The organism is Flavobacterium sp. FlaQc-48 (assembly GCF_044007335.1).
Classification (GTDB): Bacteria; Bacteroidota; Bacteroidia; order Flavobacteriales; family Flavobacteriaceae; genus Flavobacterium.
The window spans coordinates 25,563-51,611 of sequence record NZ_JBIPCR010000008.1 but is presented as its reverse complement, the minus strand read 5'-3'; the positions used below and the strand labels follow the sequence as shown (position 1 = coordinate 51,611).

Genomic DNA, 26,049 nt, shown 5'->3' with positions numbered 1-26,049 from the left:
TCACATAAGAAACTCTGAGAAGAAAAACTCCAAACTTTGTAGTGCTACTAGTATGATCCTTTCTTCGTCAGAATGATAAGACTGTTTTTTAAAATGCTAAAAAAAAATCTTGAAACCTAAAGCCAAAAGATTACCTCAAAATCCCCGCCTTATAAGTCGCAATTGCGCGATCTCTGGCAAAAGCATGATCAATCATGGGTTCGTTGTAGCCTAAATCAAATTCAGGAATCCATTTACGGATGTAGATTCCTTTTTCGTCAAATTTCTTTTGTTGAATTTCCGGATTGAAAACCCTGAAATAAGGTGCAGCATCACAACCTGTTCCTGCTGCCCATTGCCAGTTTCCAACGTTTGATGCCAGCTCGAAATCCAACAATTTTTCAGCAAAATAAGCTTCGCCCCATTGCCAGCTGATCAATAAGTGCTTACATAAAAAACTGGCGACAACCATTCGCACGCGATTGTGCATATAACCTGTTTCATTAAGCTGGCGCATTCCGGCATCGACCATGGGATAACCTGTAGTTCCGGAACACCAACGCTTAAAGTCGTCTTCGTTATTTCGCCATTGAATTCCATCATAAGCCGACTTGAAATTATGATTGACACAATTTGGAAAACTAAACAAGATTTGAATAAAAAATTCTCTCCAGATTAACTCACTCAAAAAAGTCTGGTTTTTCTTGTTGGCCCAATTTACTAATTTCCGAATGCTTACCGTTCCAAAACGTAAGTGCGGAGATAAATATGAAGTACTGTCTAAAGCAGGAAAATCGCGGGTTTCCTTATAATTGCCAATTTGGGTTAGGTTATGAGGAAGCACTTTTATTGAGCTTCTTTCAAAACCAATTTCGGATAATTCCGGGAAGCTGAATTGGTTTTTAGCAAAATTGTGATAGAAAGGGGTCGTATCCGTTTCTATAACTCCCGAAAGATGATATTTTTCCAGCCACTTATTTTTGTAGGGCGTGTATATCGTGTACGGAAGTCCGTCAGCTTTGGTGATTTCTTTTTCTTCAAAGATCACATGATCTTTAAATGAAAAGGATTCAATGTTATTTTTTGTGATGATTTCCTGAATAGCCAGATCGCGTTCAATAGCAAAAGGCTCATAATCTTTATTAAAGAAGATTTGGTGAATGTCGAATTCCTCAAGTAAGGATTTCCAAACCTCAGCCGTATTTCCTTTTTTAATTAAGAGGGAAGAACCAATTGTAGTGAGTTCCTGGTTTGTTTTTTGAAGCGAATCGTATATAAAGGTAACTCTTGCATCCTTTTCAGGAAGATTTTCTAAGATGTCATGATCAAAAATAAATAGTGGAATTACGGGAAAATCAGCTTGTAGGGCATTGAATAATCCAATATTATCATCCAGACGTAAATCACGTCGAAACCAGAAAAAAGTAACTTTTTGTTTTGTCATTGTAAGAGGGATGCTGCTTTATCTTTTTTCTTTCACGCAGATTTTGCAGATTTAAGCAGATACATCCGGATTTTTTTTTCAATTATAATCAAAAAATAAAATCTGTAAAATCTGCGTGAGAAAATAGGGTAAAGAATTATAATCTGTGTTAATCTGTGAAATCTTGTGGTCAAAAAATTATTTTAAATTGAATAATTCTTCAATTTTGTTGTGCCGATACTCAAAAATTGATTTTAGTTTATTTCGGACCATTATTTTATTGGCAAATTGGCCTAAAAACCCAAATGGTAAGGCATAATGGACGACATCGGTCATTTTTGTACCGGTTTCTGTGGGTTCAAAAAAGTGTTTGTGATGCCACAATGCATAAGGTCCAAAACGTTGTTCGTCTACGAAATATTGATTTTCCTGAGAAACGGTAATGATCGTCATCCAGTTGATTTTAATTCCTAAAAGCGGTTTTAATGTATAGGTAATCACTTGTCCGGGATACATGCGTTTGCCATCAAAATCCTGAATTTCGAAACTCATATCGTCTAGTGTTATCGTCTGAAGATTTTTTGGACTCGAAAAAAAGTCCCAACATTCTTCGATACTGGCGTTTATATGTTGTACGGTTTCTAATTTATATACTTTCATAAAATCAGTTATTACAGAGGATTCCTGAATACGTTTGCGTTAGGGGTTGTAGTGGAGCTCTTTTTGTGTGAGGCTTTTTTTGCCTGATACAAAAAAGCAGGAACGAAAGACCCGACCCTTGGGTAACGCCCAAAAGATGTTACATTTTATAATATTTAAAAGGTACGAATAACATTCCAAAACATTCTCCATCTTCTTTTCCCAGATGTTTGTGATGAATTTTATGTGCTTTCCGTAAACCAATCAGGTATTTATTTTTAGTGTTTTTAAACCATTTAAACCGCTGATGAATTAAAACATCATGAATTAAAAAGTAACACGCACCATAAGTAGTCACTCCGCAAGCGATGAAAAACAAATAATTGAATCCGCCCTGAACACCAAAGTAAAACAGCACGATACTGGGAATGGCAAAAATGACAAAGAAAATATCGTTGCGCTCAAAGGTATCTTCGTACCTGGGCTGGTGATGATCAGCGTGGAAATACCACATGAGTCCGTGCATGATGTATTTGTGGGTAAGCCAGGTAACGCATTCCATGAAGAGAAAAACGCCTAAAAAGATTAAGAAAGAAATCATTTTGTATATTTTGAATTGTTGAAGAATAAGCCTGGATTTTTATGGTGAAGACTATTTAAACACATAGAGACATGATTTTTGTTCGCTTTAAAAAGAGGTGTTTCACTTGTTGAAATACACATAGCTATGTGAAAATGATTTGTTATTTTATTTTTGACTTTTACTCCAATTAGCAATTTTATGTTTCTGTGTGCTGGAAATGGATCCTACACTAATTTTAATTTGTAAGTTACAAAAGATTGCGCTAAAAGCCCTGCTTTTGTGTAATTAGAAACTCTGATTCGCGAGCTTCCAATTTCATAATACGGTGTGTTTTTTAGTTTTTTGAGCAGTTTTTTGTAATAGATGTAAGCAGTGTAAACCCCAAATTGCGCTTCTATAGGCAGTTTTACGATTCCCTGATATGCGATTCTGAAATCTTCTTCGATCTCGTCGATAATGGTGGTTTTGGCATTTTCATCAAAAGAGTTCAAATCGACTCCGGGAAAATAATTTCGGTTTAAAACCAGATTGTCATCTTTTAGATCTCTAAGGAAATTTACTTTCTGAAAAGCTGATCCTAAACGCATTGCCTCATTTTTGAGCTGCTCGTATTTTTGATCGTTTCCTTTTACGAAAACCTTCAGGCACATTAAACCTACAACATCGGCAGAACCGTAAATATAATCTTCATATTCAGTTTGTGAGCTGTATGTTGATTTGATCAGATCCAGTTTCATGCTTTTTAAAAATGCCTGAACTAAATCATCTGTAATGTTATATTGTTTTACGGTATGCTGAAAAGAGTTAAGAATCGGATTTAAGCTAATTCCTGCTTCAACAGCTTTATAATATTCTTTTTCGAAATCGTTGATGAGGTTTTCTTTGTCATACTCATGAAATGAATCGACAATTTCATCAGCAAAACGAACGAATCCATATATACTGTAAATCGCTTCGCGAATGCTTGGTGACAGCATCTTAACCGCCAACGAAAAGGATGTGCTGTAGTGTTGGGTAACCAATTTGCTACATTTGAAAGAAACGGTGTCGAATAGTGATTTCATTTTTTAAGATCTAAAAGATTTTTGAATTAACTCAGCTACTAATTTTCCTGAAATTAAAGCAGGCGGAACACCTGGGCCGGGAACAGTTAATTGTCCGGTAAAATATAAATTACGAACTTTTTTACTCTTTAGTTTTGGCCTTAAAAAAGCGGTTTGTAATAACGTATTCGCCATTCCGTACGCATTTCCTTTGTAAGCATTATAATCGGTTACAAAATCATTTTTGCAAAATGATCTCTTAAATATAATGTTATTTTTAATATTTTGCCCTGTAAGGAGTTCAAACCGGGTCATGATTTTTGCAAAATATTCTTCCCTAAGCTCTTCGCTGTCCTCTATTCCGGGGGCCAGGGGAATGAGGAAAAATCCGCTTTCCATTCCTTTCGGGGCTGCTGTTTCATCTGTTTTTGATGGAAAATTGGCATAAAATAAAGGAGCATCGGGCCATTTTGGATTATCGTAAATATCGGCAGCATGCTGGTTAAAATCAACATCAAAAAACAAGGCGTGATGCGAAATATTTTCAATTTTTTTATCGAATCCCACAAAAAACAGGAGCGAAGAAGGTGCGAAAACCCGACTTGACCAATATTTCTCAGAATAGGCACGATGTTCATGATCCAGTAAAGTTTCGCTATGATGATAATCGGCACCACTTAAAACGATATCGGCATGGATTGTTTTTCCGTCCATTACAATTCCGGTTGCGGTTTTGTTTTCAACGATTATTTTTTCAATAGCAGAATTGGTTTTAATGGTCACGCCTAACTCTAAAGCCAAGTTTTCGATACCCCGAACAACATCAAACATTCCTGTTTTAGGATGCCATGTTCCCAGGCCAAAATCGGCGTAATTCATAAAATTGTAAAAAGAGGGCGTTTTAGTTGGTTTTGCTCCCAGAAAGAGAACAGGAAATTCAAGAATCTGAATAAGCCTTTCATTTTTGAATTTCTTTCGGATATCGTGACTAACCGTGCTAAAAAACTGATTGAGTTTTAAAGTGGTTTCAGGTGTGATTAATTCAAGTGGCGAAACTCCGGGACGGTAAACCAGTTCTTTTATCGCAATATCATAATTGCTTTTGGCTTGTTTAATAAAAGCTTCCAGTTTAGGGCCGCTTCCTTTTTCGATATTTTCAAAAGTGTTTTTTATCTCTTCCAGATTGTCATCAATCGAAATAAAATCATCTACTCCAAAATAAACCCTGTAAGCAGGGTTCAGTTTTATAAGTTCGTAATAATGGGATGTTTTTTTGTTGAAATCCTGAAAAAAGCGTTCAAAAACATCGGGCATCCAATACCAGCTTGGTCCCATATCAAAGGTAAAACCTTCTTTTTTAAATTGTCTGGCACGACCGCCTATAGTGTCATTTTTTTCGTAGACAGTTACGGTGTTGCCTTGTTGTGCGAGGTAACATGAGGCGGCTAAAGCAGAGAAGCCTGATCCTATTATGGCGACAGTTTTTTTCATTTGTTTAACAAATATACAAAAACTTTAAACAAAAATATTATAGCATACTGATTGTTTCTTCCATCGAATCGAAAATACGTATTCTGTCTGATAAAATTTTGCTGTCTATGTGTTCGACCATATTACCCATTAACCAAATCTCGTTGTTTTTTTGAAGTAATTTTTGTCCCATCGATTTAACGTATTGGTTTATCACAGAGCGATCTGGCTGAACGGTCATGAAGGAAACAAAGGTAATGTTCTCAAAATGTTTGGTTAAATCCTGTAGATTTTCGATTGGCATGCTTTCGCCCAGATAAATGGTTTTGTACCCCTTTAATAAAATTTCATATTGCAGATAAAGCAGTCCTATTTTATGAATTTCATTTAAAGGCAATGAAAGCACAAAAATCCTATTGGTTTTGGTAGGCTTTAGTATCTGAAGGCTTTCGGTATAAATTAGAATTTTTTGTTTGATCAAATGACTCATAAAATGCTCATTTGCCGGGGTTATGGTTTCAGATTGCCATAATAAACCCAGTTCTTTTAATAAGGGGAGAAAGTGGTCTTTGAAAACTTCTTTAAATGATTTCTCTGAAATAAGCCAGTCAAAGGTGTTAAAGAATATTTCCTGATCAAAATTCATCATGGCCATCTTAAATGAAGTAATAGCGTAATTCTGAGAATTTTTCTTTGAAATAATTTCACGAACTAATTCCGGGATTTTCTCTTCGGGATAAGTAGCGATTTTAGAAATTTTATAACCGTATTCGTGTAATAATGTGATGTTTAAAAGCTTTTGTAAATTTTGCAGGTTATAAAGTCTGATGTTAGTATCAGTTCGCATGGGTTCGAGAATGTTGTATCTTTTTTCCCAGATGCGAATGGTATGCGCTTTTATTCCTGACAGGTTTTCAAGGTCTTTTATACTGAAAACGGTTTTGATGTTGTTGATCATTTCTGGTTATTTGGTGGACAAAAATAAAATAAAATCCGTTATTTATCTTAAAATTTTCTTAAAATTGATGAATTAATTGAATTTGCTATTGGAGAAGTTATTTAATTTGTCTAAATGTAAAATCGTTTTAGTACCATCTTTACTGCGGTTGTACATGATTTCGAACTTTGCCCCGTAGATAATTTCATTAAAAGTATAAGACGTTCTCGCTGCGACTGTATTGCTAAAAAGATCATCAAAAGTGGTAATAAATACTAAAATTTCGCCGTGGTTTTTCCTAAAGTCTTCTTCGTTCATATTATATAAGGGACTGTCTTCGGTAATGGGGTGTACCAATGTCCAGCTTAACGATAAAGCATTGATATGGTCCAATTCCAGGGGTAGGGAATAAAATTTGTTGGTCATCGTGCCATTTTCTTCTACGCTCATTCCCAGAGTTACTTTGGCATTGGCATCGGTAAAATTGGTGTTTTTAAAAGGTACTAGCCGCACTGTTAAGGCAGTTCCCTCTCCGTAGGGCGAAATTAAGGCATTATGAGAAAACTTTAAAAAGGCTGTCGGTTTGCTAAATCTTCCAAAAAACAACCCTGTTGCAATAGCAAAACTCAATAAACCAATTAAAGCTTCTGCGGCTGAGAGCGCACTGGTTAAAAAACCGGTTGGACTAATATGTCCGTAGCCAACAGTTGTAAAGGTTTGCGCGCTAAAAAAGTACGCCTGACCAAATTGGGTTAAAATACTTTGAGACTGTTCGATTCCGTCCAGATGTTCAATCCCGATAGCATAATAAACAACAGCAAAAATAAAGTTGAGAACGATATAAAAAATAAATAAAATCGACATGAATTTCCAATTGGGCATATCGATCATCGTATGATACCAACTAATACGACGAAAGAAATGCATGCCTCTTTTTTCGATATTGGGAGTTCCGTCTTTGTTTACAAATCTTCCTCCGTAACTGTTTGCATTGGTTCCAAAACCTGAATTTTGATCAGTTCGGGCTCTGTGGTTTATCTTTTTTAGAAGTGCCATTAAAGTTTGGATTAAAGGGCAAATGTAAGCATAACTTTTAGATGAAACTGAGCCAATATTTTGAATAAAAAAAGCAATCTGTAAAAAAGTTGTTTTACAGATTGCTTTTGTATTGGGGAATTTGAGATTACTTTTATTTGCAAAAAGTCGCTTTGTTTTTAATAGCGCTCTGACTGCCTAATTCTATTGCCTTAGAGAAGTCTTTACAGGAATTATTTTTATCCCCTAATTTGTTATATGCCAAGCCACGCAGGTTGTACGCAATATAATCTTTAGGGTTTAAACCCAGGGACGAAGTGCAATCTTCGACTGTTTCCTTAAGGTTTAGTAATTTGTAATTTACGTTTGCTCTTCCGGTAAACGCATCGGCATTCATACTGTCTAATTCGATGGTTTTGCTAAAGTCGGCAAGAGCACCTTTTAAATCGTTTAGCTTTAGTTTTGCAACACCGCGATTTTGGTAGGCTTCAACAAACTTACTGTTCATGCTGATGGCTTTTGTGTAATCGGCGATGGCGCCTTTTGTGTTGCCGGCTTCGGCTTTTTTTATGGCTTTGTCAAAATAGCCGGTTGCAGATTGTGCCCATGTAGAGCAGGTGATCATAAGAAGTGATAGCACTAATAAATGTTTCATAAACCAATTTGGGATTTAGGTTAGTAGGTTAATTAATTCTGAAACGAATTTAAGAAAGTTTTGATTTATAAGGGAGACTGTTTTGTGAAATAATGGTTAGGAAATAAAAAAAGTTATTGCTATCAAAAAAAATAATGAAAAAAAAGCTGTACTTATTTTGTTTATGGCTTTGTAAGCCAAAATACTTCTACTCGACATGTTAAGAACTGATTTATCCTGAAAAATGAAAAGGAAAACTTCTTTTTAATTACAAACTGTTTCTCTTTTGTTAGGGATCTGCTTTTTAAATTAATTATAAAATGGAAGTATTTTTTAGAATTGAATTTTACAGTATTTTTTTTTCGGCTATACTATTTTGTGTAAATTTGAGTAGTATGAGGACATACAACAATCTTATAATGATTCCGTTATCTCTAAATGTAGAATACCTGTTTTGATCATTATCAGTTAGAAAAACGTTTTAATTAGCAACCTCTATAATTAAAAAGGAATGAGAAAATATTTTGCTTTTACTTTCGGCGCACTTTATATGCTGTTTTTTGCGATTCCTTTTCCTATGTTAATCTATTATTCTGTCAATAGTGAATTTGATGTCACTACATTAAAAGACAAAGATCCGTGGCTGGCTTTAATTTTAGTTTCTGTATCAGTGGGGTTATGGCTAATTGTTTTAATTGGTTATTTCCGCAAATGGATTCTTCAAATTTTTATTTCAAAAAGAAATATAGAAAGACTAAAAACAAAAGGGGTATCGCGCGAAGCCAAAATTTTAAGCGCTGTAAAAACGTCAAAACCTAATGCAAAACTCAATACGTACGAACTTGAATTGTCGTTTAAAAATCTTGCCGATACAGAAATCACCAGTAAAACCACTATAACCGATGCAAAACCGCATCAACGTCGTTTTGAAGTTGGAAAAAAATTAACTTTAGTACTGAACAGAGAGGCAAAAGAAGCACCGCATTTTGTTATTGCCACTACCGAAGTGGGAATCGATATCGTAAAAGTAACGCTTATACTATTGGTCTGGTTGCTATTTGTTGCTGCAGTACTGGGCTATTATGTCTATTCGTACCAAACCGAAAGTTATGGTATGGGCTGGCGTTTTATGAGTTTTGGTCATCCGTTGATGGTGTGTCCAATGGTACTTTTGTTTTTCAGATATCTTTTAAAATTCATTTATACTAAACTTACAGGGCTAAATGGTGGCTCATCGTTGATTAAGTTTAAAGGAGTAAAGACCTGGGCTAAATTGATTAGGGCAAGCCAAACCGGAACTTATATTAATGAGCAGCCGGAAATTCGTTTTGAACTCGAATATACGGACAATAAACATCATGTTCATCGCAATAGCCTGAAAAAAGTGATTGGACTTCTTGAATTGGATATCACCAAACAAGAACAAATAGAAATTTTTTATTTGCCCGAAAATCCGAATCAAATTGCCTTTGCCGGTGATTTAAATACTATAGACTAACCATGAGAAAATTGATTATAATACTAATAGCGTGTCAGCTTTTTTTAAGTTGTGAGCAGGTTTCTAAAAGTATTGAGGAGACATTTAAACCTCAGGATACGCTGGTAAGTACAACAACACAAAAACCTAATCCGGAACCTGTGGTAAATACACAGGTTGATGTTCAGCAAATTATAAAAACAGCACTCGAGACGCATTCCGTAACTTATGCCCATACGCATACGGACGGTAAAGATGTCAGTTTTTTAACTGATACTGCGGCATTAGAAAAAGCAGAAGAAGCTTTGAGAAAATTGCCTCAATATGCCGGAAAAGAGATTTTTATTTACTCGACGCTTTATTTTTATAATGACGGACTCATCAATGTGATGCTTCAGCATCCCGAAAACCCTAAATACGTTGATATTTACGATTACAAAGACGGGAAATGGTCTGAGCCCAAGCCGCTTCAGCTATCTGTTAGGGATGATGTTAAAAAGCGTTTGGTGCCGCTTAACAAAATCAAATTTGCAAATGTTGCCAGGGTCACTGCTATTTATAATAAGAAGGCAGAAGAAGTAGAAGGCGCAAAACCCCTAACCAGTGCCTATGTTTCTATTTGGGATAATAAGATGCAATGGTATCCGACGAATATTAATGGAAACAGGGAAAGATATTCTATACAATTTAATGACGACGGAACTTTAAAATCATTTAAACAGGATTGAAAGATTATAATCGGACTGAATTATACTACAACCAAAAAAGAGGTCTCTCGCGAGAACCTCTTTTTTGTTTTGATATATTTTATAAAAGGTTATTTGCCTTTTAATAATTTTTCCAGATACTCTGTTTTATCTTTTTCAACCTGAACCAAACGCTCGTAAAGTTCTATCACTTTATCAAGCGGGTTGAAAGTGGGTTGATATTGAACATTTGAATTCATTGAAGCATTATCATGATTATTAATGGTATTTCCAATAATATTTAAAACCGCTTCTTCTGAAAAGTTTTTAATGCCTTCTACACTTACGCCAAGCGCTTTGGCTACTTGAATAAGCTTTTCTTCGTCTAAAGTTTCACTATTTTCCATAGCAGAAATAGCTTGTTGATTTGTTCCCAATGCTTGTGCTAAAGCTTCTTGCTTCATGTCTCTTAGTTCACGAATACGGCTAATTTTTCGCCCTATATGATTTGGTTTTGATAGTGTGCTCATATTCAAAAGTAATAATTAATGTAGTACTAGTAATGCAAAAGCATTTCTATATTTATGACATAAATAAATAGGATTATTTACCTTTTAATAATTTTTCCAGATACTCTGTTTTATCTTTTTCAACCTGAACCAAACGCTCGTAAAGTTCTATCACTTTATCAAGCGAATTGAAGTTGCAGTTGTATGCGTTTCCATTAATTACACTGTTATCACTTAATGTATTGCCAATAATATTTAAAACTGCTTCTTCTGAAAAGTTTTTAATGCCTTCTACACTTACACCAAGCGCTTTGGCTACTTGAATAAGCTTTTCTTCGTCTAAAGTTTCACTATTTTCCATGGCAGAAATAGCTTGTTGGTTTGTTCCCAAAGCTTGTGCTAAAGCTTCTTGCTTCATGTCTCTTAGTTCACGAATACGGCTAATTTTTCGCCCTATGTGACTTGGTTTTGATAGTGTGCTCATATTTCAAAGGTAATAATTAAGTGTTATCAGGCAAAATGTAAAAAACATCTTTACAAGGTATGATACAAGAAAAAAGATTGCCCAAAAAACATCTACTTGTTTTGTTTACCAAAAATACAATTTTTCGGACACGAAGTGATTGAAAAACTAAAATTATCATAACGGTAGAAAATGCCTTTTTACTTGTTTTAGCGTGTTCATTACTAAAAGAAGGTATCAGATAGTCTGGATTTTGTAGTAAAATTAATTATATATTAGCACGATAAGAAACAATTTTAAATACTTGAAATTTTCTGAATTAAAATCATTGAAGCTATTTAAGTAAAAATATTCTCTGAACAATATAATTATGAACAAAACTAAATGAGTAAAGAATACGATGTAGCAATATTTGGAGGTGGGATTTCAGGATTTTCAACTGCTTTACGATTACAAAGCAAAGGATTTAATACCGTTGTTTTCGAAGCTCATGGTCAATTAGGAGGTTGCGCCGGATTTTTTTCTAAAAAAGGTTTTTCGTTTGATGTTGGCGCAACAACTTTGGTCGATTTTGTAGAGGGTGGTGTTGGCGGAAACTTTTTTAAAGATATTCATTTAGAAATCCCTAAAGGCGAATATATCGATTACATTGCCTGGTTGCCGGATAGGGAAGTAGTGTTGTTTCGGGATTTTGATAAATGGCAAAAGGAACGTCTGGAAAAATTAGGTTCTACTAAAAACCATATTGAGTTCTGGAAACTTATGGATAAAGTAACCGAAGTATTTTGGAACGCAAGCCGGCAAAATGCCAAATTGCCTATTCAAAACCTAAAAGACCTGATTAGGGCAGTAAGAACAATAGGAATCCGTAATTTGTATTTGTTGAGGTATATCAATTCGACAATGCTCGATGTTTTGAAAAAATATAAACTCGAGAACGAGAAACCATTGGTAGGATTATTATCTATGTTAATCGAGGATACTGTTCATAGCAGTGTCCAAGAAGCCCCGTTTATTAACTCGGCATTAGGAACAACCATTCGGGGCGCTGGCCTCATGCGGGCAAATGGCGGAATGAAACATTTTTGGGATTATTTGTCTGCCAATTATCTTGAAATGGGAGGAACAATAAAAAGAGGGAATAAAATTGTAAATTTCGAACAAGTTCAGGAAGGCTGGAATATTACCTCAACAAAAGGAACTTTTAAGGCAAAGAAAATAATTAGTTCATTGACAATTGACTTAACCTACGGCATTAGCCCGGATTTGATTCAAAAGAAATTACAAGGCTATTTAACTCAAAATGAAAAATATCAGGGAAGCGCGATTGTTGTTTTTCTGGGTGTTCCGGAGTTAGAAGTTTCTAATCATACCTTAACACATCATCAGATTTTACTTGATTATGAAACGAAATTGGGGAACGGCAACAATATGTTTATTTCAATTTCGGCCAAAGATGATATTATTTCTGCGCCAGCAGGATTTAGGGCTGTGATGCTTTCGACACATTGCGAAGTTTTGGAATGGCAAAATTTAACTGAAACAGCTTATCAGGCAAAAAAGCAAAATATTGGGCAGTACTTAATAGCACAGGCAAGAAAAGTATATCCGGATCTGGCTCATAACCCAATTATTTACGAAATAGGGACACCACGAACATATCAAAAGTTTACAGGCAGAATAAACGGAAGCGTTGGAGGATTTAAGCAAACCTTGAAAAACTCAAATTCTAAAGCCATTCCGCAAGATATTGGAGTCAGGAATTTTTGGCTGGCTGGCGATAACACCTGGCCGGGACTTGGAACTGTTGCGGGTTTAATTTCAGGCCGAATAGCGAGTGAATATGCTGAAAAATAAAGCCCCTCGACCAACTCAGACGAAAGCTTTATCTCTTACTCCGTAATTGCGGACAAAATAGTTTGACAATAATGCAGATTCATCAGCATTTATATGAACAAAAAGTACTGTTACTGCCACAGTACTGATTTTGGCGAATTACAAAAGAAGATGCATTATATCGCTCAAAAGACATAAAAAAAAACCTATTTCATTAGGAAATAGGTTTTTTGTTTACTGATCTCTTCATTGAGAATCCGAAGATTTTAAAGGAATAAAGGCATTATTTTATTTTTGAAGCCAGCATTAAACAGGCTGTATATAACTTTAATTGTGCAATTGATTTTTGAGTGCGTACAGTTTGCTTCTAAGATTTTGTAGCATAAGCGGATCGGAAGCTTTGCCTCTTTCCCTGGCTAAAAAAATAGGTTTTCCAATCGTCATCTTTAGCTCGTGTCCTTGTTTGTTAAAGAGTTCCGAAATTAGTTTTGAAGTCTGTAACATAGGATGAATTGATTTTAGCATACTGAAGAAAAAACCATTATTTCCATGAAAATAGATGGGTAAAATAGGCACATCTGCTTTGCAGATAATTTTTCCTACTACAGGATGCCACTCCGGATCTGTAATTTCGCTTGTCTTAAAGTTATACGATGAAACTTCTCCGGCAGGGAATATCGCAACAGGAGTACCTTCTGCCAAAGCTTTTAGGGTCATTTTTAATCCTGTAATACTTGCAGAATTTTGCACATTCTCAAAAGGATTTACCGCAATAATGCATTTTTCAAGATTTGGAATTTCTTTTAATAAAAAATTCCCCATATACATCGTATCGGGGCGTATTTTTGCAAGTGTACTCAATAAAGCTAGTGATTCGATACCGCCATACGGATGATTGGCCACTACGATAAACGCTCCTTCAAGAGGAATATTAAGCAACTCGCCCGCATCAAATTGGACTTTTACACCAATTTTCGTTAAGACATAATTAGCGAAATCTGCACCCTCGAGATTCCCTGCCTCTTTTACAATAGCATTTAAATTGTTAATTTTCATTACTTTCATTAAGTAAGAGGATAATCCCGGGATAGGAATTTTTGAAAGGCCGGCAGCTTCAGAAAATTTTTCTTTGGAAATCAATGTCATATAGTATAGCTATTAAGGTTGAATGCAAAAAACTAATAAAAAGCCTAAGAAGGAATTGAACTAGCAATGGTTGTTATTTATTAGTGAATTTGTTTGTTATAACTTATGACCTGAAGCAGGAATTTTTGACTTATGAAAAGGAGAACGGGTTCATGATCAGCATATTCTTTATCGCAATTACGGGTAAAGATACTCTGATTTTGTATGTGTTTTTAATATTTTCGACAAACATATCTATTAATCGCTTTTTTAAGGGCTATTTGTAGTTGGTTAGAAGTGTCTAAAGCATTTAAACTAATTTAATAACTTGTAATTAAATTAGTTCTATATTAGTTATTGTAAAAAAATAGCGACATAGATTGCTCTAAACAAAGCAAATGAGGTTGTTTTTTTATCAATAAAGTGTTTAACGTTTAAAGGAAATTGGTGTAAATAGTAAAAGAAAACAAATAGATTTTCAAATGGAAGATTGGATTTTATACTTTAGCGAAGACGAATATCACTTTTCAGAAAGCTTTAAAAAAGAATTATCCAGTCAATTAGAAAAAAAACTTAAAAGCAAACTTGAATATGAAAATTTCTTTCAGGATTATTTTTATAGTTTGATTCCTGGAGCAAATGAACTTGAAATAGAGGAAAAGGATGATTTTGTTTTTGCTAATGCCGACATTGTTTCTCCTGATTCTCAAAGCAGGCAAATAACGATCTGCTGGAAGTCGGATTTTTTTTAAAAATAAGTTAGAAATTCATAAATCAGAAGTAGCTGAAAAAATAGAATTTTACTTTTGTTCTGATTTGCCTATTGAAGAACTAAAAAGACATATTAAACCCACTTTAAATGCAGTTTATATTTTCATAATATCACTAATTACCTTGATAAAACCGTGCTCTTCAAAACTGCTCCATAAAACAGGCACTGTTAAATTATATTCTTTATCTTTTGCCCATATAAGTCTATAGCCGCTGTCCTCCATATAAATGCAGCCATAGTCTGCTTCTGTGGCTTTGCATAATTCCTTAAAATATTTGTCAATTGATTTTGATTCAGCAAAAAGCCTGCTCATGTGACTTGTAAGTGCCCAAAATTGAAGCTCCACCCCATCTGTGATTTTTGAAGAATAGTCGTTAATGTGAATTTCAATTTGCCCTATCCACCATTTGTTATCCTGGCTTTTATAATATTCGATAAAGTCAGATTCATCTAAAGAGTCTGGCTGATAATTTTGTGTCAGATCATAGAGATGATACTCCATTACACTATCATCTTGCTCAACTGCAATAGAAGTATATATTCTTTGATTTATGCCAAAGTCATGAAGCAAAGTTTTTAATATTTGTCCGTTAGCATACTCGTCAATTTTATATAGTTGGTCATTAGTGATTTCAAATGACACTCTTTTTCTGTCTGAATGTTCATGAACGAATTGTAAAGCCCTCTTAAGGTTTTCTTTTTTAATGTATATTCTGTAATCGTAATCTAATCCCATTTTGATCTGTTTAAATTGTAGCTAACATTATCATGCCTGCCTGTTTAGGAATTTGTCAGAGTATTTTCTGCGTTTTTAATCTTTTATAGCCTCCAAAGGTATGTAGCTAAGATAATAAGCAAAGCAGGGACAAAGTTAAGGAGTTATTGTGCTGTAAAACAAAAAAGGTTAGCTCTTTAAATTGAAGATCCCTAACGGGGTTCGAATCAGTATCCCGATAAATAGAGGTTTTATGAAAAGTAAAAAAAAGCCTGAGAATCTATATCCGCAGTTTTTAAAATTTTATTGTGACTACGTTGCGATTTAAACCCACATGCGCTTATGGGTATTACGCCCTCAAGATGGCCACTCTGTCGTTTCTTCATATGGACTTAAATAAAAAAAAGGCCAAGTAAATTAATACTCGACCTTTTGTGACCCGACTGGGGCTCGAACCCAGGACCCCATCATTAAAAGTGATGTGCTCTACCAACTGAGCTATCGAGTCGTTGCTTTCAGGAAACTTATATGGTGAATCACAATTTGTGACCCGACTGGGGCTCGAACCCAGGACCCCATCATTAAAAGTGATGTGCTCTACCAACTGAGCTATCGAGTCATATTGTTTCCCTGAACGCGGGTGCAAATATAGGGAGTTATTTTTGATATAACAATACCTTTTCTTAAGTTAAATTTAATGTAGAATTAATAGGGTGTACAAGGGATATAATCAAAATAAAATAAAATAAGTTGTATCTCTCTTACCTTTTTAGTGATCTAATAATAAAGAATTAGAGCCTTTTGAAAGAGGATTTGAAAGCTCTAAATGAAATTGACTTTTTTTTATTTTTAAAATTTCAGAGGTTTGTTTAAAAAAAAAATCTTGACAATAGTTTAAAGAAAAGTGTAAAAACATTTGGTCCAAAGAAAATATCTAATAAAAACAGTGATATGTAATTAAACCAATAAAAAAGGCTTGAATTTTTTAAAATTGACTGATTGAAGTTGTTTTGTGTTAAATATAAGCGAGTTATATGTAAATTTGATAAACGGTATATTATAATGAGAACTAAAATTTTTATTTTATTGATGGTGCTTTTTTTTGGAAATTTTGTTTGGTCTCAAAATAGAAAAAGAGAAGTGATTGACTATCTTAAAAAAGAAATGAAGGAGAAAAAAATTCCTGGTTGTCAGTTGGTAATAATTAGAAGTAATACCATTCTGTTATCTGAAGCACTTGGAGTTGCAACAGTGCCATTTTCTACACCTGTGAAAAAAAACACCCTTTTTTCAATCAATTCTATTTCTAAAGTTTTTACCTCAGTTGCGATAATGCAATTGCAAGAACAAAATAAACTCAATATTAATGACCATATTTCCAATTATATCGATTCTATCCCGGAAAATTGGAAAAGAATCACAATCAAACAATTGATGAGTCATACCTCCGGGCTTCCGGATATTGAGGATGATAAGGGGTTAATTAGTAATAAAGGACAAGATTCAGCTTGGTTAAAAGTCAAAAAAATACCATTGCAATCCGAAGTTGGAGAAAAGTTTAATTATAATGCTACAAACTATTATATTTTACAACGTATTATTGAAAAATGCAGTGGAACAGCATTTGAAAAATTTGTAAGAAAAAAGCAGTTTGATATAGTAAAAATGAAACAGGTATATTACGGGAACTCTTATGATGTTATTGAAAATAAATGCCCTACCTATACTTATTATTGTCAGGACAAAATATCCGGTGAATATGTAAAAGGAACTAAATTACGGGAAACCTATGAGGAGTTCCCGTCAAAGATGATAACCGATGCTGGTGCATTTACAACAGCAGAGGAAATGGCAAAATGGATAACGGGCCTGCAAACGGGTAAACTTCTTGATAAAAATGAAGATATTGGTACTATTTGGGAGCCTGTAAAATTAAGTAATGGATCTTACGATGGTTTTGGAGGGCTTTTAAATGCTTATGCTTTGGGTTGGCCGGTAATTATTCGAACCAACCATTCTGCAGTTGCCTCTCTTGGCGGAGGACGTGCAGCTTTTGTTATTTACCCAAAAGATAATCTCACTATTATTCTTTTTGCAAACCTTACGGGTATATTTCCAGAAGAAATCATTGAAAAAATAGCTGGATTCTATGTTCCGGATATTGGCAAGTAAGTCAAAGTGTAATAGCTTTTGATTTTTACAATTTTATCGGGAGCTTTATTAGGGCCTTTTTGTATGATTTACAGTAATTTAGAAAAAAAAATAATGGTATAAAAAAAACCTACTTCATAACGAAATAGGTTTTTTATAGTGACCTTGACGGTACAGAATTCGAATCATTTGTTAGACGATTTAAAAATCTTAAATGAGGTCTAATTTTGTGAGGTTCGAGTGTAAATCTAAATCCCTCCTAAGTAATGAATTAAAAAGCTTATTTTTGAAAAGAAGAAAATACTTAGATTTATCAGGTGTAGCCAATATATAATGTCGGACATGCATATAAGTTAGCAACAAGCTTAAACAAGATGAACATACCAAAAACAACAGATGATTTTCAAAAAGAATTTTATTTGTCTATTGACTTAATGGATAAGATAGGAGATTTAAGAATAAGACAACTTATTGATAGGTTGGATAACGTTATGGACGAAATAATTGTAAGTGCCATAATTAAAATATTCGAAAATGTAGATAGACAAAACACTCAATATACCGACCAAAAATATGCTGGAATAATATTAAATAAGCTAAAACCAAAAACACAAATTGATTTAAGTACTATCCTAAAATCTACAATCGAAAATTGGAATAAAAGTGTTGAAGAATTCCCTTTTTGGCTAAAGGAAAATTATGGACTCGAATCACTCAAAAATACATTGACTGAATTTGATGCTCAAAAATTGAATGACATCCAAAATGAAAAAATAAAAACAATGAAATGGTGGTTGAAAATTTAAATTGTACTAAAAGCCAATAGATAACAGTTCTTTCGATCGATTTGAGGATTTAGTGGGATTATTGTTTTTATTTATATTTTAGTTAAACCGAAAAACAATCATTTTCATAGCCCGTTAACCGCTTGTAGAATCAAAACGTTATAAGTCATTTCGAAAACTGGCAAGTGTAACAGAAATTTAAAATATGCGAGATAAAAACAGAATAAAACCCATTATTGAAAAACTTGAAAATCTGTGGCTTTCAAATCCTGATTTTAGATTAGGACAACTAATTATGTGCATAATAAAGCCTGAGGAAGCTAATCCAAAAATATTCTATCTTGAAGATGATGAGTTCTTAACGAAATTGAATGAACTTGAAAAACGATGGAACAAAATTAAAGAACAAGAAGATGAATAGAGCTATTTCTCGAGCGCCAAAAAAAAGCCTTAATTTAATCCCAAACCTCGTGTAGCGCCAGAACGTTACCTGTTATTTTGAACAACATTATCTTAAAATGAAAAAATGAATAAACTTCTAGTAATATTATTGCTTATCATAAGTTTAAAAAGCTATTCTTGTAGTTGTGCTGGAGTTCCAGCAATTACTAAAAATTGGGAAAGTGCGAACGAGATATTCACAGGAGAAATTATAAAAGTTGATACTTTACTTTATGGAAATAATGGCGCAAAAATTTATTCATATACCTGTAGAATTCTAAATTCATATAAATCAGAAATCTATCCTGGAAGAGAATTAAGAACAATTTTGAGTCAAAGTTCTGCAAGTTGTGATTTTATGTTTCAACTTGGTAAAACATATTTAATTTATGCAAAAGCAGAAAGTCAAACTTTGACTTCTTCAATTTGTTCTAGAACTAACATATTGGAAAATGTAGAAAAAGAAGAATTACAAACTCTTGAAAAACTATATCAAGAATACACATCAGACACAAGTGGCGTTAGAATGATAAAACTTGAAAATAATATATCATATCAAATTGGTTTAATCGAAAACACTTATCAAGAAAAACTGAAAACGAAAGAGAAAACGATATATATCCTATTAAGTCTAATTACTATTTTAATTGTACTTGTTGTAATAATGTTATTGAAAAGAAAAAACAACAGATAAAACACGCTACAAGCAATTTGAGCATTAGATTTAACGGAAAAATTGGTTTGTATTTGAAGATCTGGCAAATCCGAAGAATGGTCTTAATTTACTCCCAAACCTCATTTAGCACCAGAACGTTGACAAAGTGAACTTAATAACTTTATCTTCAATATGCAAATAATAATGATGTTCTAGAAATTTAGAGACTTGACGGAGTTCGAACCAAAATTTAGCGTATATACTGATGTGGTAAAAGAATAAAAATTATGAGAATAATTTTCGAACCATAAAAAAGCCTGCAAAATATATACTTTACAGGCTTTCATTTTTTCTAGTGACCACGGTGGGATTTGAACCCACACGCCCTTACGAGCACCACCCCCTCAAGATGGCAAGTCTACCGTTTCTCCACGTGGCCTTAAATAAAAAAGGTCAAGTAAATTAATACTCGACCATTTGTGACCCGACTGGGGCTCGAACCCAGGACCCCATCATTAAAAGTGATGTGCTCTACCAACTGAGCTATCGAGTCATTGCTATCAAGAAAAGTATTTGTTAAATCACAAATTTTGTGACCCGACTGGGGCTCGAACCCAGGACCCCATCATTAAAAGTGATGTGCTCTACCAACTGAGCTATCGAGTCATATTCTTTCCTTGAATGCGGGTGCAAATATAAGGAGTTATTTTTGATATTTGCAAGCAATTTTATTATAAATTTGTCTTTTTTTACTCAAAATTTACAACGCCTTAGTTTATAGGTTATTATTAAAATGAAAAAGATTATATTATTAGGATATATGGGTTGCGGAAAGTCAACTATTGCCCAAAATTTATCAAAAATTACAGAAATTCCGTTTTTAGATTTAGATAAATGCATCGAAAAAAAAGCAAATTTATCGATAAATGAGATTTTCGAACAATTCGGAGAGATCCATTTTAGAAAATTAGAACACGAAATGTTTGTAGAATTGCTTCAATCTTCAGAAAACAGCATTATAGGTTTGGGCGGAGGAACACCTTGTTATGCCAATAACCATGAATTATTAAAAAGCGATGGTGTTACTTCGATCTATTTAAAGGCTTCTATAGAAACTTTATATAATAGGTTAATCCATAACAAAAGCAAACGCCCGTTAATCGCTAATATGAATGAAGATGAAATGAAAGAATTTATCGCAAAACATTTATTCGACAGAAGCTTTTATTACAACCATGCGCAACATAAAGTTTCGGTAGATGATAAAGCTGTCGAAGAAACCGTTCAGGATATTCTGGAAATTCTAGCTTAAAAACGCGTAGTTATCGCCATTCTCGTCAAAAACAACCTGAACGTGCTCTAATAAGGAGGTAGAAAGCGATATTCCTTTAAAATCGGCTTTTACGGGATATTTTTTGTGATTTCTGTCTACCAGTACTGCTGTTTTGAATTTCTTTAACGGTACGTCTAAGAAATGACGAACAGCATAGATCAATGTAGTCCCCGAATTTAAAACATCATCAACAAGGACTAACCCTTTGTTTTCGTACTCTTTTTGAGTCAATGAAGTTTGTATGGGCAACTGTGGGTTTTGTTTGTCAATCCTAACTTCGCAAAGTGATACTTTAAGCGTAGAAATGTTACTTAATGCTAAAGCGATTTTTTCAGCAAAAACAGATCCGTTTGAAGCGATTCCGGCAATTACAATTTCTTCCTCATCAACAAAAGTCTCGTAGATCTGATATGCAATACGTTTTATTTTATGTTCGATTTCCTGATTCGTTAAGATGATATTTTTGCTCATGATTTATTTTTTTGGCTAAAATACAAATTTTAGGTTTTGAAATTCTAATCTTGAAAGTCCGGATTCTCATTTTTGATATTCGGCTTCTCGTTTTAGATTATTTGAAATTTTATTCCGTTTCTTCTTCGTCTATAATATCTTCACCATATTCGTCGATGTCTCTTCGGTCTTTTTTGGTAGGTCTTCCTGTGCCAGTTTTACGATAATGCTCTTTGGATAGTTTTAACAACTCTAAATGGGCATAAGCTTCGGCAGGAGTTTCATTTTTTCTGTAGATGTCAACCAGTTTGGCACCTACACGACTTTCCGGAATGTCCAGAACCGTGATAATTTGTGTGATCTGATCTTTTCTAAAGGTAATTCTATCAGTAGGAAAAACCTCTTTAGATGGTTTGGCAACTTGCCCATTTACAGTAATGTGATTTTTTTTACAGGCCTCGGTTACCATGTTTCTGGTTTTGTAATAGCGCACGCACCAGAGGTATTTATCTATTCTCATAATTTTTCTAAAATCAAAGTTAAATTCTTTACAAAAATAAATCAATATTGTATCTTGCGCACTTAAAAAATTAACAATAATGAATAAATTTAAATATTATTTTATTTTATTGCTTGCAGGTATTTCTTTGGTTTCTTGTAATAAAAGTGATGATGATGATGCAGTAACCGTTCCTTTAAGAGATTACGCTGTACAGTATAAAGCAGATAATGATTCTATTATTAAATATTTAAAAACAAATTATATCACTGTTACTAATAGCCCGGGAACTCCACAGGATCAGGACGTAGTGATTAAAAAAATAGTAGCCGGTGACGGAAATGTTTCGATTTGGGACCAAAAAACGTATCCTTTAGAATCAAGAGATGTCTACAGTAATGATGTCACTTATAAAGTGTATTATTTAACTTTAAGAAAAGGATCTGGTGAATCGCCTACGAATACAGATAAAATTGTAACTTCTTATACGGGTACTTTATTAGATAATACTGTTTTTGATTCCTCTTATGGATATCCAAGAAGTTTTAATTTATTTCCTTACGCGAATGAAAGTGCAGTATTTGTAGAAGGCTGGTCAGAGATTTTTCCAAAATTTAAAACCGGTACCTCAAGTACAAACGCTAGTAGTGGTGTTGTTACTTATACTGATTTTGGTGCGGGTGTTATGTTTTTACCTTCTGGTTTAGCATACTATGGACAGTCGCAAGGTACTATCCCGATATATGCTCCTTTAGTTTTTAGTTTTAAATTATTTGACCTTCAAAGGATGGATAATGAGTTTACTATTTCTACCAGTACCGGAGGTCGTATATTTCTTGGTGATGGTGTTCCTGATTATTTGGAAGATATAAATGGTGATGGCTATTTGTATGACTTTAAGTTGAATCCGGATAAATATCCTAACCCACCAGCTGGTTTAGTGGATGATACAGATGGAGATGGTATTTCAGATTTTCTGGATTTTGATGATGATGGAGATGGTTTTACCACAAGATTTGAGGTTACCAAGCCAACAGGGCAGGTTGGTATAGTAAATGGTGTAGATTATGGAGTGAGATTGTATTATCCTTGGGATCCTATTTTAGTAGATAATCCGTTAACGCCAAACATAGATGAAAGAGAGCCTAGAGGAATTCCTAGAAGACCAACCGGAGCACTTGCAGATCCTGGTAAACCAGAGTCTTCGACTAATGTCAAAGCTTATTTGCCGGAAGATTATACGGCTAATCCAAGATTAAGAATTCATTTGGATAAAACTTATCCGATAAAACAGAATTAAATTTAATCTCTATATAGAACCTCGAAAATACTTTTCGAGGTTTTTTTTGCTTCATTGCTCTTTTTATATTGAAGATGAAGTTTTTCTTTATTTTTTTTAAGCAAACGAAAAAGGTATTTGTTTAGTTTTGATGAAAAAAAACCTCGAAAATCACTTTTCGAGGTTTTTTTATAAGTAAGAAAATCTAAAAATTATTTTCTTTTGATCACTCTTTCTACAGCTTCAACAATTGCCTGATTGTTTAATTTGTATTTATCCATTAATTGTTCAGGAGTTCCCGACTCACCAAAACTATCATTAACGGCTACAAATTCTTGTGGGGCAGGAGTGTTTAAAGCTAATACTCTTGAAATGCTTTCTCCAAGACCTCCTAGAATGTTGTGTTCTTCTGCAGTTACTACACATTTTGTTTTTGCCAGTGATTTTAGAATGGCGCCTTCGTCAAGAGGTTTAATAGTATGGATGTTGATTACTTCAGCAGAAATTCCTTTTGCTTCAAGAGCTTCGGCAGCAATAAGAGCTTCCCAAACTAAGTGCCCTGTTGCAACAATCGTTACATCGGTTCCTTCGTTTAATAAAATCGCTTTTCCAATTACGAAAGGTTCATCAGCAGGAGTAAAGTTAGGTACTACAGGACGTCCGAAACGCAAATAAGCAGGACCGTGATGATCTGCCAATGCTAATGTAGCTGCTTTAGTCTGGTTGTAATCGCAAGTATTGATTACAGTCATTCCAGGCAACATTTTCATTAATCCAATATCTTCCAGGATTTGGTGTGTTGCTCCATCTTCACCAAGTGTTAAACCGGCGTGAGAAGCACAAATTTTTACATTTTTATCAGAATAAGCAACAGATTGACGAATTTGATCGTAAACTCTTCCTGTAGAAAAGTTAGCGAAGGTTCCTGTAAAAGGAATTTTTCCTCCAATAGTTAAACCGGCCGCGATACCAATCATGTTAGCTTCTGCAATACCAATTTGAAAAAAGCGCTCCGGGTGGTTTTTCTTGAAATCATCAAATTTTAATGATCCAATTAAATCTGCACAAAGTGCTACAACATTTTCGTTTTTTTGACCTAGTTCAGTCATTCCCGCTCCAAAACCAGAACGAGTGTCTTTACTTCCTGTATTTGTATATTTTTTCATTTTATTTTTTTTGCTGTACGCAATAGGTATAGGCAATAGGCGTAAAGCTTACTGCTAAACCTTAAAGCTGTTTTTTAATAGTCTGCTAAAGTTGAGATGTTTTGGTTCAAAGCACTTGCCAGTTGGTCATTGTTAGGTGCTTTTCCGTGCCATGCATGAGTATGCATCATAAAATCAACTCCATTACCCATTTCGGTATGTAATAAAATACAAACCGGTTTTCCTTTTCCTGTTCTTGATTTAGCATCATTCAAACCTGCAAGTATAGCATCAATACTGTTTCCTTCTTTGATTTCAAGAACGTCCCAGTCAAAAGCTTCAAATTTAGCACGAATACTTCCCATTGGTAAAACTTCGTCAGTTGTTCCGTCGATTTGTTTTCCGTTAAGGTCAATAGTCGAAATAATATTGTCTACTTTTTTAGCAGAAGCATACATGATCGCTTCCCAGTTTTGACCTTCTTGTAGTTCACCGTCTCCGTGTAAAGTATAAATGATATGATTGTCACCATTTAGTTTTTTAGCTTGTGCAGCACCAAGAGCTACAGATAAACCTTGTCCTAATGAGCCAGAAGCTATACGAACTCCAGGTAATCCTTCATGAGTTGTTGGATGTCCTTGTAAACGGGAGTTTAATAATCTGAAAGTTGCAAGTTCTGAAACAGGGAAATAACCGCTACGTGCTAATACGCTATAAAAAACAGGAGAAATATGTCCATTTGAAAGGAAGAAAATATCTTCTCCAATTCCGTCCATGTCAAAACCTTCTTTGCGCTCCATAATATTTTGGTATAGTGTAACCAAAAATTCAGTACAACCTAGTGAACCACCTGGGTGACCTGAGTTGACAGCATGTACCATTCGAAGAATATCTCTTCTTACTTGGATAGTTAAATCGCTTAATTGTTGTGTGTTAGGCTTCATTTTATATGTAAAAGTTAAACTGTTGCAAAAGTAATTGTTATTTTGCGGGGAGACAAATGATTTTTTGCTTTAGTTTGTTATAATTGTTAAATTCTGATTCTTTTTTTATTGATCATGAAAAAAACATCAATTTGTTTTAGGTTTTTGAAATTAGATGTTCTTCATTTTGATTCTTTTAATATAGTATTGAAAATTCGCGACCTGACTATTGAAAAAAGTTTAGCCACGGATTAAAAGAGTAAGAAGATTTAAAAAAAATCTATGCTCATCTGTATAATCTGTGGCTAAAATAATAATTTGATTTTTTATACCAGTATCAGCGGAAAAAATATTGTTTAATTGGTATCGCTTTCGCTGTAATAATTGTTTTCTTCATCTTCAGATCCTATTTCTTCCTGTTCATCATCAAGTTCAGATCCGGGAACATCTAAGTCATCTCCCAACTTATCTTCTTTGTCAATGTTAAAGCTGTTTTCGTTCCATTCGCCTTCTTTTTGGTCGATTGTTTTTCCGTTGGTAATATGGTCCGGATCGATATCTTTTATTTTTTCTTCATTATTATAAATGTCTTCCGATGCCGGATAATCGAGTTGTTCCAGATTTTTTTCGATTTCGTTTTCGCCTGGAGTATTTTTTTCTTCTGAATTTATCATGATTTCTATCTTTAAAGTGTTGCATAAAGTTATGAAATCAAGGATCATGAAGTGTTACATTTTTTAAATCAGGATGTTGTAGTATTCACATTCTTAATTAACTGATGTTTATTTTTTTGCACTCGCATCTGGTAAAGTAAGTAGATTTTTATCTGATTGATTTTTTTAAAATTGAAAATTTCTTGTAATTCTGTCTCGTTTTTTGCGTTAGGGATAGAAGCGGTATCCTTTTGTGACAAATGTTTTGTCCGGATTAAAAACAATATCCTCCGGAACAAAAGATATAGCGGATAGCCCGACCCTTGGGTAACGCCCAAAAAAATGTTATGTGTTAAATTTTACAGGGCAGAAGTTTTTAGTTTTGGGTTCAGCATTGTTTATTTATTAC

At 34.0% G+C, this 26,049-nt stretch carries 27 protein-coding genes and 5 tRNA genes; 10 read left to right on the top strand and 22 right to left on the bottom strand.

Annotated elements, in window-relative coordinates; all coding sequences use genetic code 11:
• Positions 1-130: 130 nt before the first annotated feature.
• The 8 genes from ACHRWY_RS14015 to ACHRWY_RS13980 form a co-directional block, all read right to left on the bottom strand.
• Positions 131-1,423, bottom strand: a complete 1,293-nt coding sequence (locus ACHRWY_RS14015; protein WP_395355437.1) for a cryptochrome/photolyase family protein — start codon at positions 1,421-1,423, stop codon at positions 131-133.
• A 177-nt stretch (positions 1,424-1,600) separates the two neighbouring features.
• Positions 1,601-2,062, bottom strand: coding sequence for a hypothetical protein (locus ACHRWY_RS14010; RefSeq protein ID WP_395355436.1), 462 nt, complete (start codon positions 2,060-2,062; stop codon positions 1,601-1,603).
• Between the two features lie 139 nt (positions 2,063-2,201).
• A complete protein-coding gene (locus tag ACHRWY_RS14005; RefSeq protein ID WP_395355435.1) occupies positions 2,202-2,642 on the bottom strand; it encodes a carotene hydroxylase in 441 nt (146 codons plus the stop codon).
• A 206-nt stretch (positions 2,643-2,848) separates the two neighbouring features.
• Positions 2,849-3,688, bottom strand: coding sequence for a phytoene/squalene synthase family protein (locus tag ACHRWY_RS14000; protein WP_395355433.1), 840 nt, complete (start codon positions 3,686-3,688; stop codon positions 2,849-2,851).
• Between the two features lie 3 nt (positions 3,689-3,691).
• Complete coding sequence (locus ACHRWY_RS13995; protein ID WP_395355431.1) at positions 3,692-5,158, bottom strand: phytoene desaturase family protein; 1,467 nt, start codon at positions 5,156-5,158, stop codon at positions 3,692-3,694.
• A gap of 37 nt (positions 5,159-5,195) precedes the next feature.
• Complete coding sequence (locus tag ACHRWY_RS13990; protein WP_395355429.1) at positions 5,196-6,095, bottom strand: MerR family transcriptional regulator; 900 nt, start codon at positions 6,093-6,095, stop codon at positions 5,196-5,198.
• A gap of 72 nt (positions 6,096-6,167) precedes the next feature.
• Positions 6,168-7,130 (bottom strand): ion channel, encoded by a 963-nt coding sequence (locus ACHRWY_RS13985; RefSeq protein ID WP_395355428.1) that lies wholly within the window; start codon positions 7,128-7,130, stop codon positions 6,168-6,170.
• Between the two features lie 133 nt (positions 7,131-7,263).
• Positions 7,264-7,764 (bottom strand): tetratricopeptide repeat protein, encoded by a 501-nt coding sequence (locus tag ACHRWY_RS13980; RefSeq protein WP_395355426.1) that lies wholly within the window; start codon positions 7,762-7,764, stop codon positions 7,264-7,266.
• Between the two features lie 490 nt (positions 7,765-8,254).
• Here ACHRWY_RS13980 and ACHRWY_RS13975 point away from each other — a divergent pair, with 490 nt between their 5' ends.
• Both ACHRWY_RS13975 and ACHRWY_RS13970 read left to right on the top strand, forming a co-directional pair.
• Entirely contained in the window at positions 8,255-9,241 is a 987-nt protein-coding gene (locus ACHRWY_RS13975) for a hypothetical protein (RefSeq protein ID WP_395355425.1), read from the top strand.
• Positions 9,242-9,243: 2 nt separating this feature from the next.
• The gene (locus ACHRWY_RS13970) at positions 9,244-9,948 is read left to right on the top strand and encodes a hypothetical protein (RefSeq protein WP_395355424.1); all 705 of its coding nucleotides are present in this window, start codon (positions 9,244-9,246) and stop codon (positions 9,946-9,948) included.
• 89 nt (positions 9,949-10,037) lie between these two features.
• Here ACHRWY_RS13970 and ACHRWY_RS13965 read toward each other — a convergent pair whose 3' ends face one another.
• Both ACHRWY_RS13965 and ACHRWY_RS13960 read right to left on the bottom strand, forming a co-directional pair.
• Positions 10,038-10,436 carry a helix-turn-helix domain-containing protein gene (locus tag ACHRWY_RS13965; RefSeq protein ID WP_395355421.1) on the bottom strand — a complete coding sequence of 133 codons (399 nt, stop codon included), beginning with the start codon at positions 10,434-10,436 and terminating at the stop codon, positions 10,038-10,040.
• Between the two features lie 73 nt (positions 10,437-10,509).
• Positions 10,510-10,899, bottom strand: coding sequence for a helix-turn-helix domain-containing protein (locus ACHRWY_RS13960; protein WP_395355419.1), 390 nt, complete (start codon positions 10,897-10,899; stop codon positions 10,510-10,512).
• Positions 10,900-11,262: 363 nt separating this feature from the next.
• Here ACHRWY_RS13960 and ACHRWY_RS13955 point away from each other — a divergent pair, with 363 nt between their 5' ends.
• The gene (locus ACHRWY_RS13955) at positions 11,263-12,735 is read left to right on the top strand and encodes a phytoene desaturase family protein (protein ID WP_395355418.1); all 1,473 of its coding nucleotides are present in this window, start codon (positions 11,263-11,265) and stop codon (positions 12,733-12,735) included.
• A 306-nt stretch (positions 12,736-13,041) separates the two neighbouring features.
• Here the strand turns inward: ACHRWY_RS13955 and ACHRWY_RS13950 are convergent, their stop codons facing one another.
• Positions 13,042-13,860 (bottom strand): hypothetical protein, encoded by an 819-nt coding sequence (locus ACHRWY_RS13950; protein WP_395355417.1) that lies wholly within the window; start codon positions 13,858-13,860, stop codon positions 13,042-13,044.
• A gap of 461 nt (positions 13,861-14,321) precedes the next feature.
• On the opposite strand from ACHRWY_RS13950, the gene ACHRWY_RS13945 reads away from it, so the two are divergent.
• Positions 14,322-14,591 carry a hypothetical protein gene (locus ACHRWY_RS13945; protein ID WP_395355416.1) on the top strand — a complete coding sequence of 90 codons (270 nt, stop codon included), beginning with the start codon at positions 14,322-14,324 and terminating at the stop codon, positions 14,589-14,591.
• Between the two features lie 114 nt (positions 14,592-14,705).
• Here the strand turns inward: ACHRWY_RS13945 and ACHRWY_RS13940 are convergent, their stop codons facing one another.
• From ACHRWY_RS13940 to ACHRWY_RS13930, 3 genes are all read right to left on the bottom strand, one after another.
• Entirely contained in the window at positions 14,706-15,347 is a 642-nt protein-coding gene (locus ACHRWY_RS13940) for a hypothetical protein (protein WP_395355413.1), read from the bottom strand.
• 414 nt (positions 15,348-15,761) lie between these two features.
• Positions 15,762-15,834 (bottom strand) — tRNA-Lys (locus ACHRWY_RS13935).
• 38 nt (positions 15,835-15,872) lie between these two features.
• Positions 15,873-15,945, bottom strand: a tRNA-Lys gene (locus tag ACHRWY_RS13930).
• 386 nt (positions 15,946-16,331) lie between these two features.
• On the opposite strand from ACHRWY_RS13930, the gene ACHRWY_RS13925 reads away from it, so the two are divergent.
• The 4 genes from ACHRWY_RS13925 (at position 16,332) to ACHRWY_RS13910 (ending at position 19,397) form a co-directional block, all read left to right on the top strand.
• Positions 16,332-17,498: a serine hydrolase domain-containing protein gene (locus ACHRWY_RS13925; RefSeq protein WP_395355412.1), complete on the top strand. Its 1,167-nt coding sequence runs from the start codon at positions 16,332-16,334 to the stop codon at positions 17,496-17,498.
• A 353-nt stretch (positions 17,499-17,851) separates the two neighbouring features.
• Positions 17,852-18,283: a hypothetical protein gene (locus ACHRWY_RS13920; RefSeq protein ID WP_395355411.1), complete on the top strand. Its 432-nt coding sequence runs from the start codon at positions 17,852-17,854 to the stop codon at positions 18,281-18,283.
• Between the two features lie 184 nt (positions 18,284-18,467).
• Positions 18,468-18,683, top strand: a complete 216-nt coding sequence (locus tag ACHRWY_RS13915; protein WP_395355410.1) for a hypothetical protein — start codon at positions 18,468-18,470, stop codon at positions 18,681-18,683.
• Positions 18,684-18,788: 105 nt separating this feature from the next.
• On the top strand, positions 18,789-19,397 hold the full coding sequence (locus tag ACHRWY_RS13910) for a hypothetical protein (protein ID WP_395355408.1): 609 nt from the start codon (positions 18,789-18,791) through the stop codon (positions 19,395-19,397).
• A gap of 317 nt (positions 19,398-19,714) precedes the next feature.
• Here ACHRWY_RS13910 and ACHRWY_RS13905 read toward each other — a convergent pair.
• From ACHRWY_RS13905 to ACHRWY_RS13895, 3 genes are all read right to left on the bottom strand, one after another.
• Positions 19,715-19,797, bottom strand: a tRNA-Leu gene (locus ACHRWY_RS13905).
• Between the two features lie 41 nt (positions 19,798-19,838).
• A tRNA-Lys gene (locus tag ACHRWY_RS13900) sits at positions 19,839-19,911 on the bottom strand.
• A gap of 40 nt (positions 19,912-19,951) precedes the next feature.
• Positions 19,952-20,024 (bottom strand) — tRNA-Lys (locus ACHRWY_RS13895).
• Between the two features lie 127 nt (positions 20,025-20,151).
• Between ACHRWY_RS13895 and ACHRWY_RS13890 the strand changes: the two genes are divergently transcribed.
• Positions 20,152-20,670, top strand: coding sequence for a shikimate kinase (locus tag ACHRWY_RS13890; RefSeq protein ID WP_395355407.1), 519 nt, complete (start codon positions 20,152-20,154; stop codon positions 20,668-20,670).
• Here the strand turns inward: ACHRWY_RS13890 and ACHRWY_RS13885 are convergent.
• Together ACHRWY_RS13885 and ACHRWY_RS13880 are read right to left on the bottom strand one after the other, a co-directional pair.
• Positions 20,662-21,162, bottom strand: a complete 501-nt coding sequence (locus tag ACHRWY_RS13885; protein WP_395355405.1) for a phosphoribosyltransferase domain-containing protein — start codon at positions 21,160-21,162, stop codon at positions 20,662-20,664. The genes ACHRWY_RS13890 and ACHRWY_RS13885 overlap by 9 nt on opposite strands.
• A gap of 109 nt (positions 21,163-21,271) precedes the next feature.
• Positions 21,272-21,661, bottom strand: a complete 390-nt coding sequence (locus ACHRWY_RS13880) for an RNA-binding S4 domain-containing protein (protein ID WP_395355403.1) — start codon at positions 21,659-21,661, stop codon at positions 21,272-21,274.
• 79 nt (positions 21,662-21,740) lie between these two features.
• Here ACHRWY_RS13880 and ACHRWY_RS13875 point away from each other — a divergent pair, with 79 nt between their 5' ends.
• Positions 21,741-22,940: an FKBP-type peptidyl-prolyl cis-trans isomerase gene (locus ACHRWY_RS13875; protein ID WP_395355401.1), complete on the top strand. Its 1,200-nt coding sequence runs from the start codon at positions 21,741-21,743 to the stop codon at positions 22,938-22,940.
• A gap of 191 nt (positions 22,941-23,131) precedes the next feature.
• On the opposite strand, the gene ACHRWY_RS13870 is transcribed toward ACHRWY_RS13875, so the two are convergent.
• From ACHRWY_RS13870 to ACHRWY_RS13860, 3 genes are all read right to left on the bottom strand, one after another.
• Positions 23,132-24,085 carry a transketolase family protein gene (locus tag ACHRWY_RS13870; RefSeq protein WP_395355400.1) on the bottom strand — a complete coding sequence of 318 codons (954 nt, stop codon included), beginning with the start codon at positions 24,083-24,085 and terminating at the stop codon, positions 23,132-23,134.
• A 74-nt stretch (positions 24,086-24,159) separates the two neighbouring features.
• Positions 24,160-25,008, bottom strand: coding sequence for a transketolase (locus ACHRWY_RS13865; RefSeq protein WP_395355398.1), 849 nt, complete (start codon positions 25,006-25,008; stop codon positions 24,160-24,162).
• Between the two features lie 335 nt (positions 25,009-25,343).
• Positions 25,344-25,661: a hypothetical protein gene (locus tag ACHRWY_RS13860; protein ID WP_395355396.1), complete on the bottom strand. Its 318-nt coding sequence runs from the start codon at positions 25,659-25,661 to the stop codon at positions 25,344-25,346.
• Between the last annotated feature and the right edge of the window lie 388 nt (positions 25,662-26,049).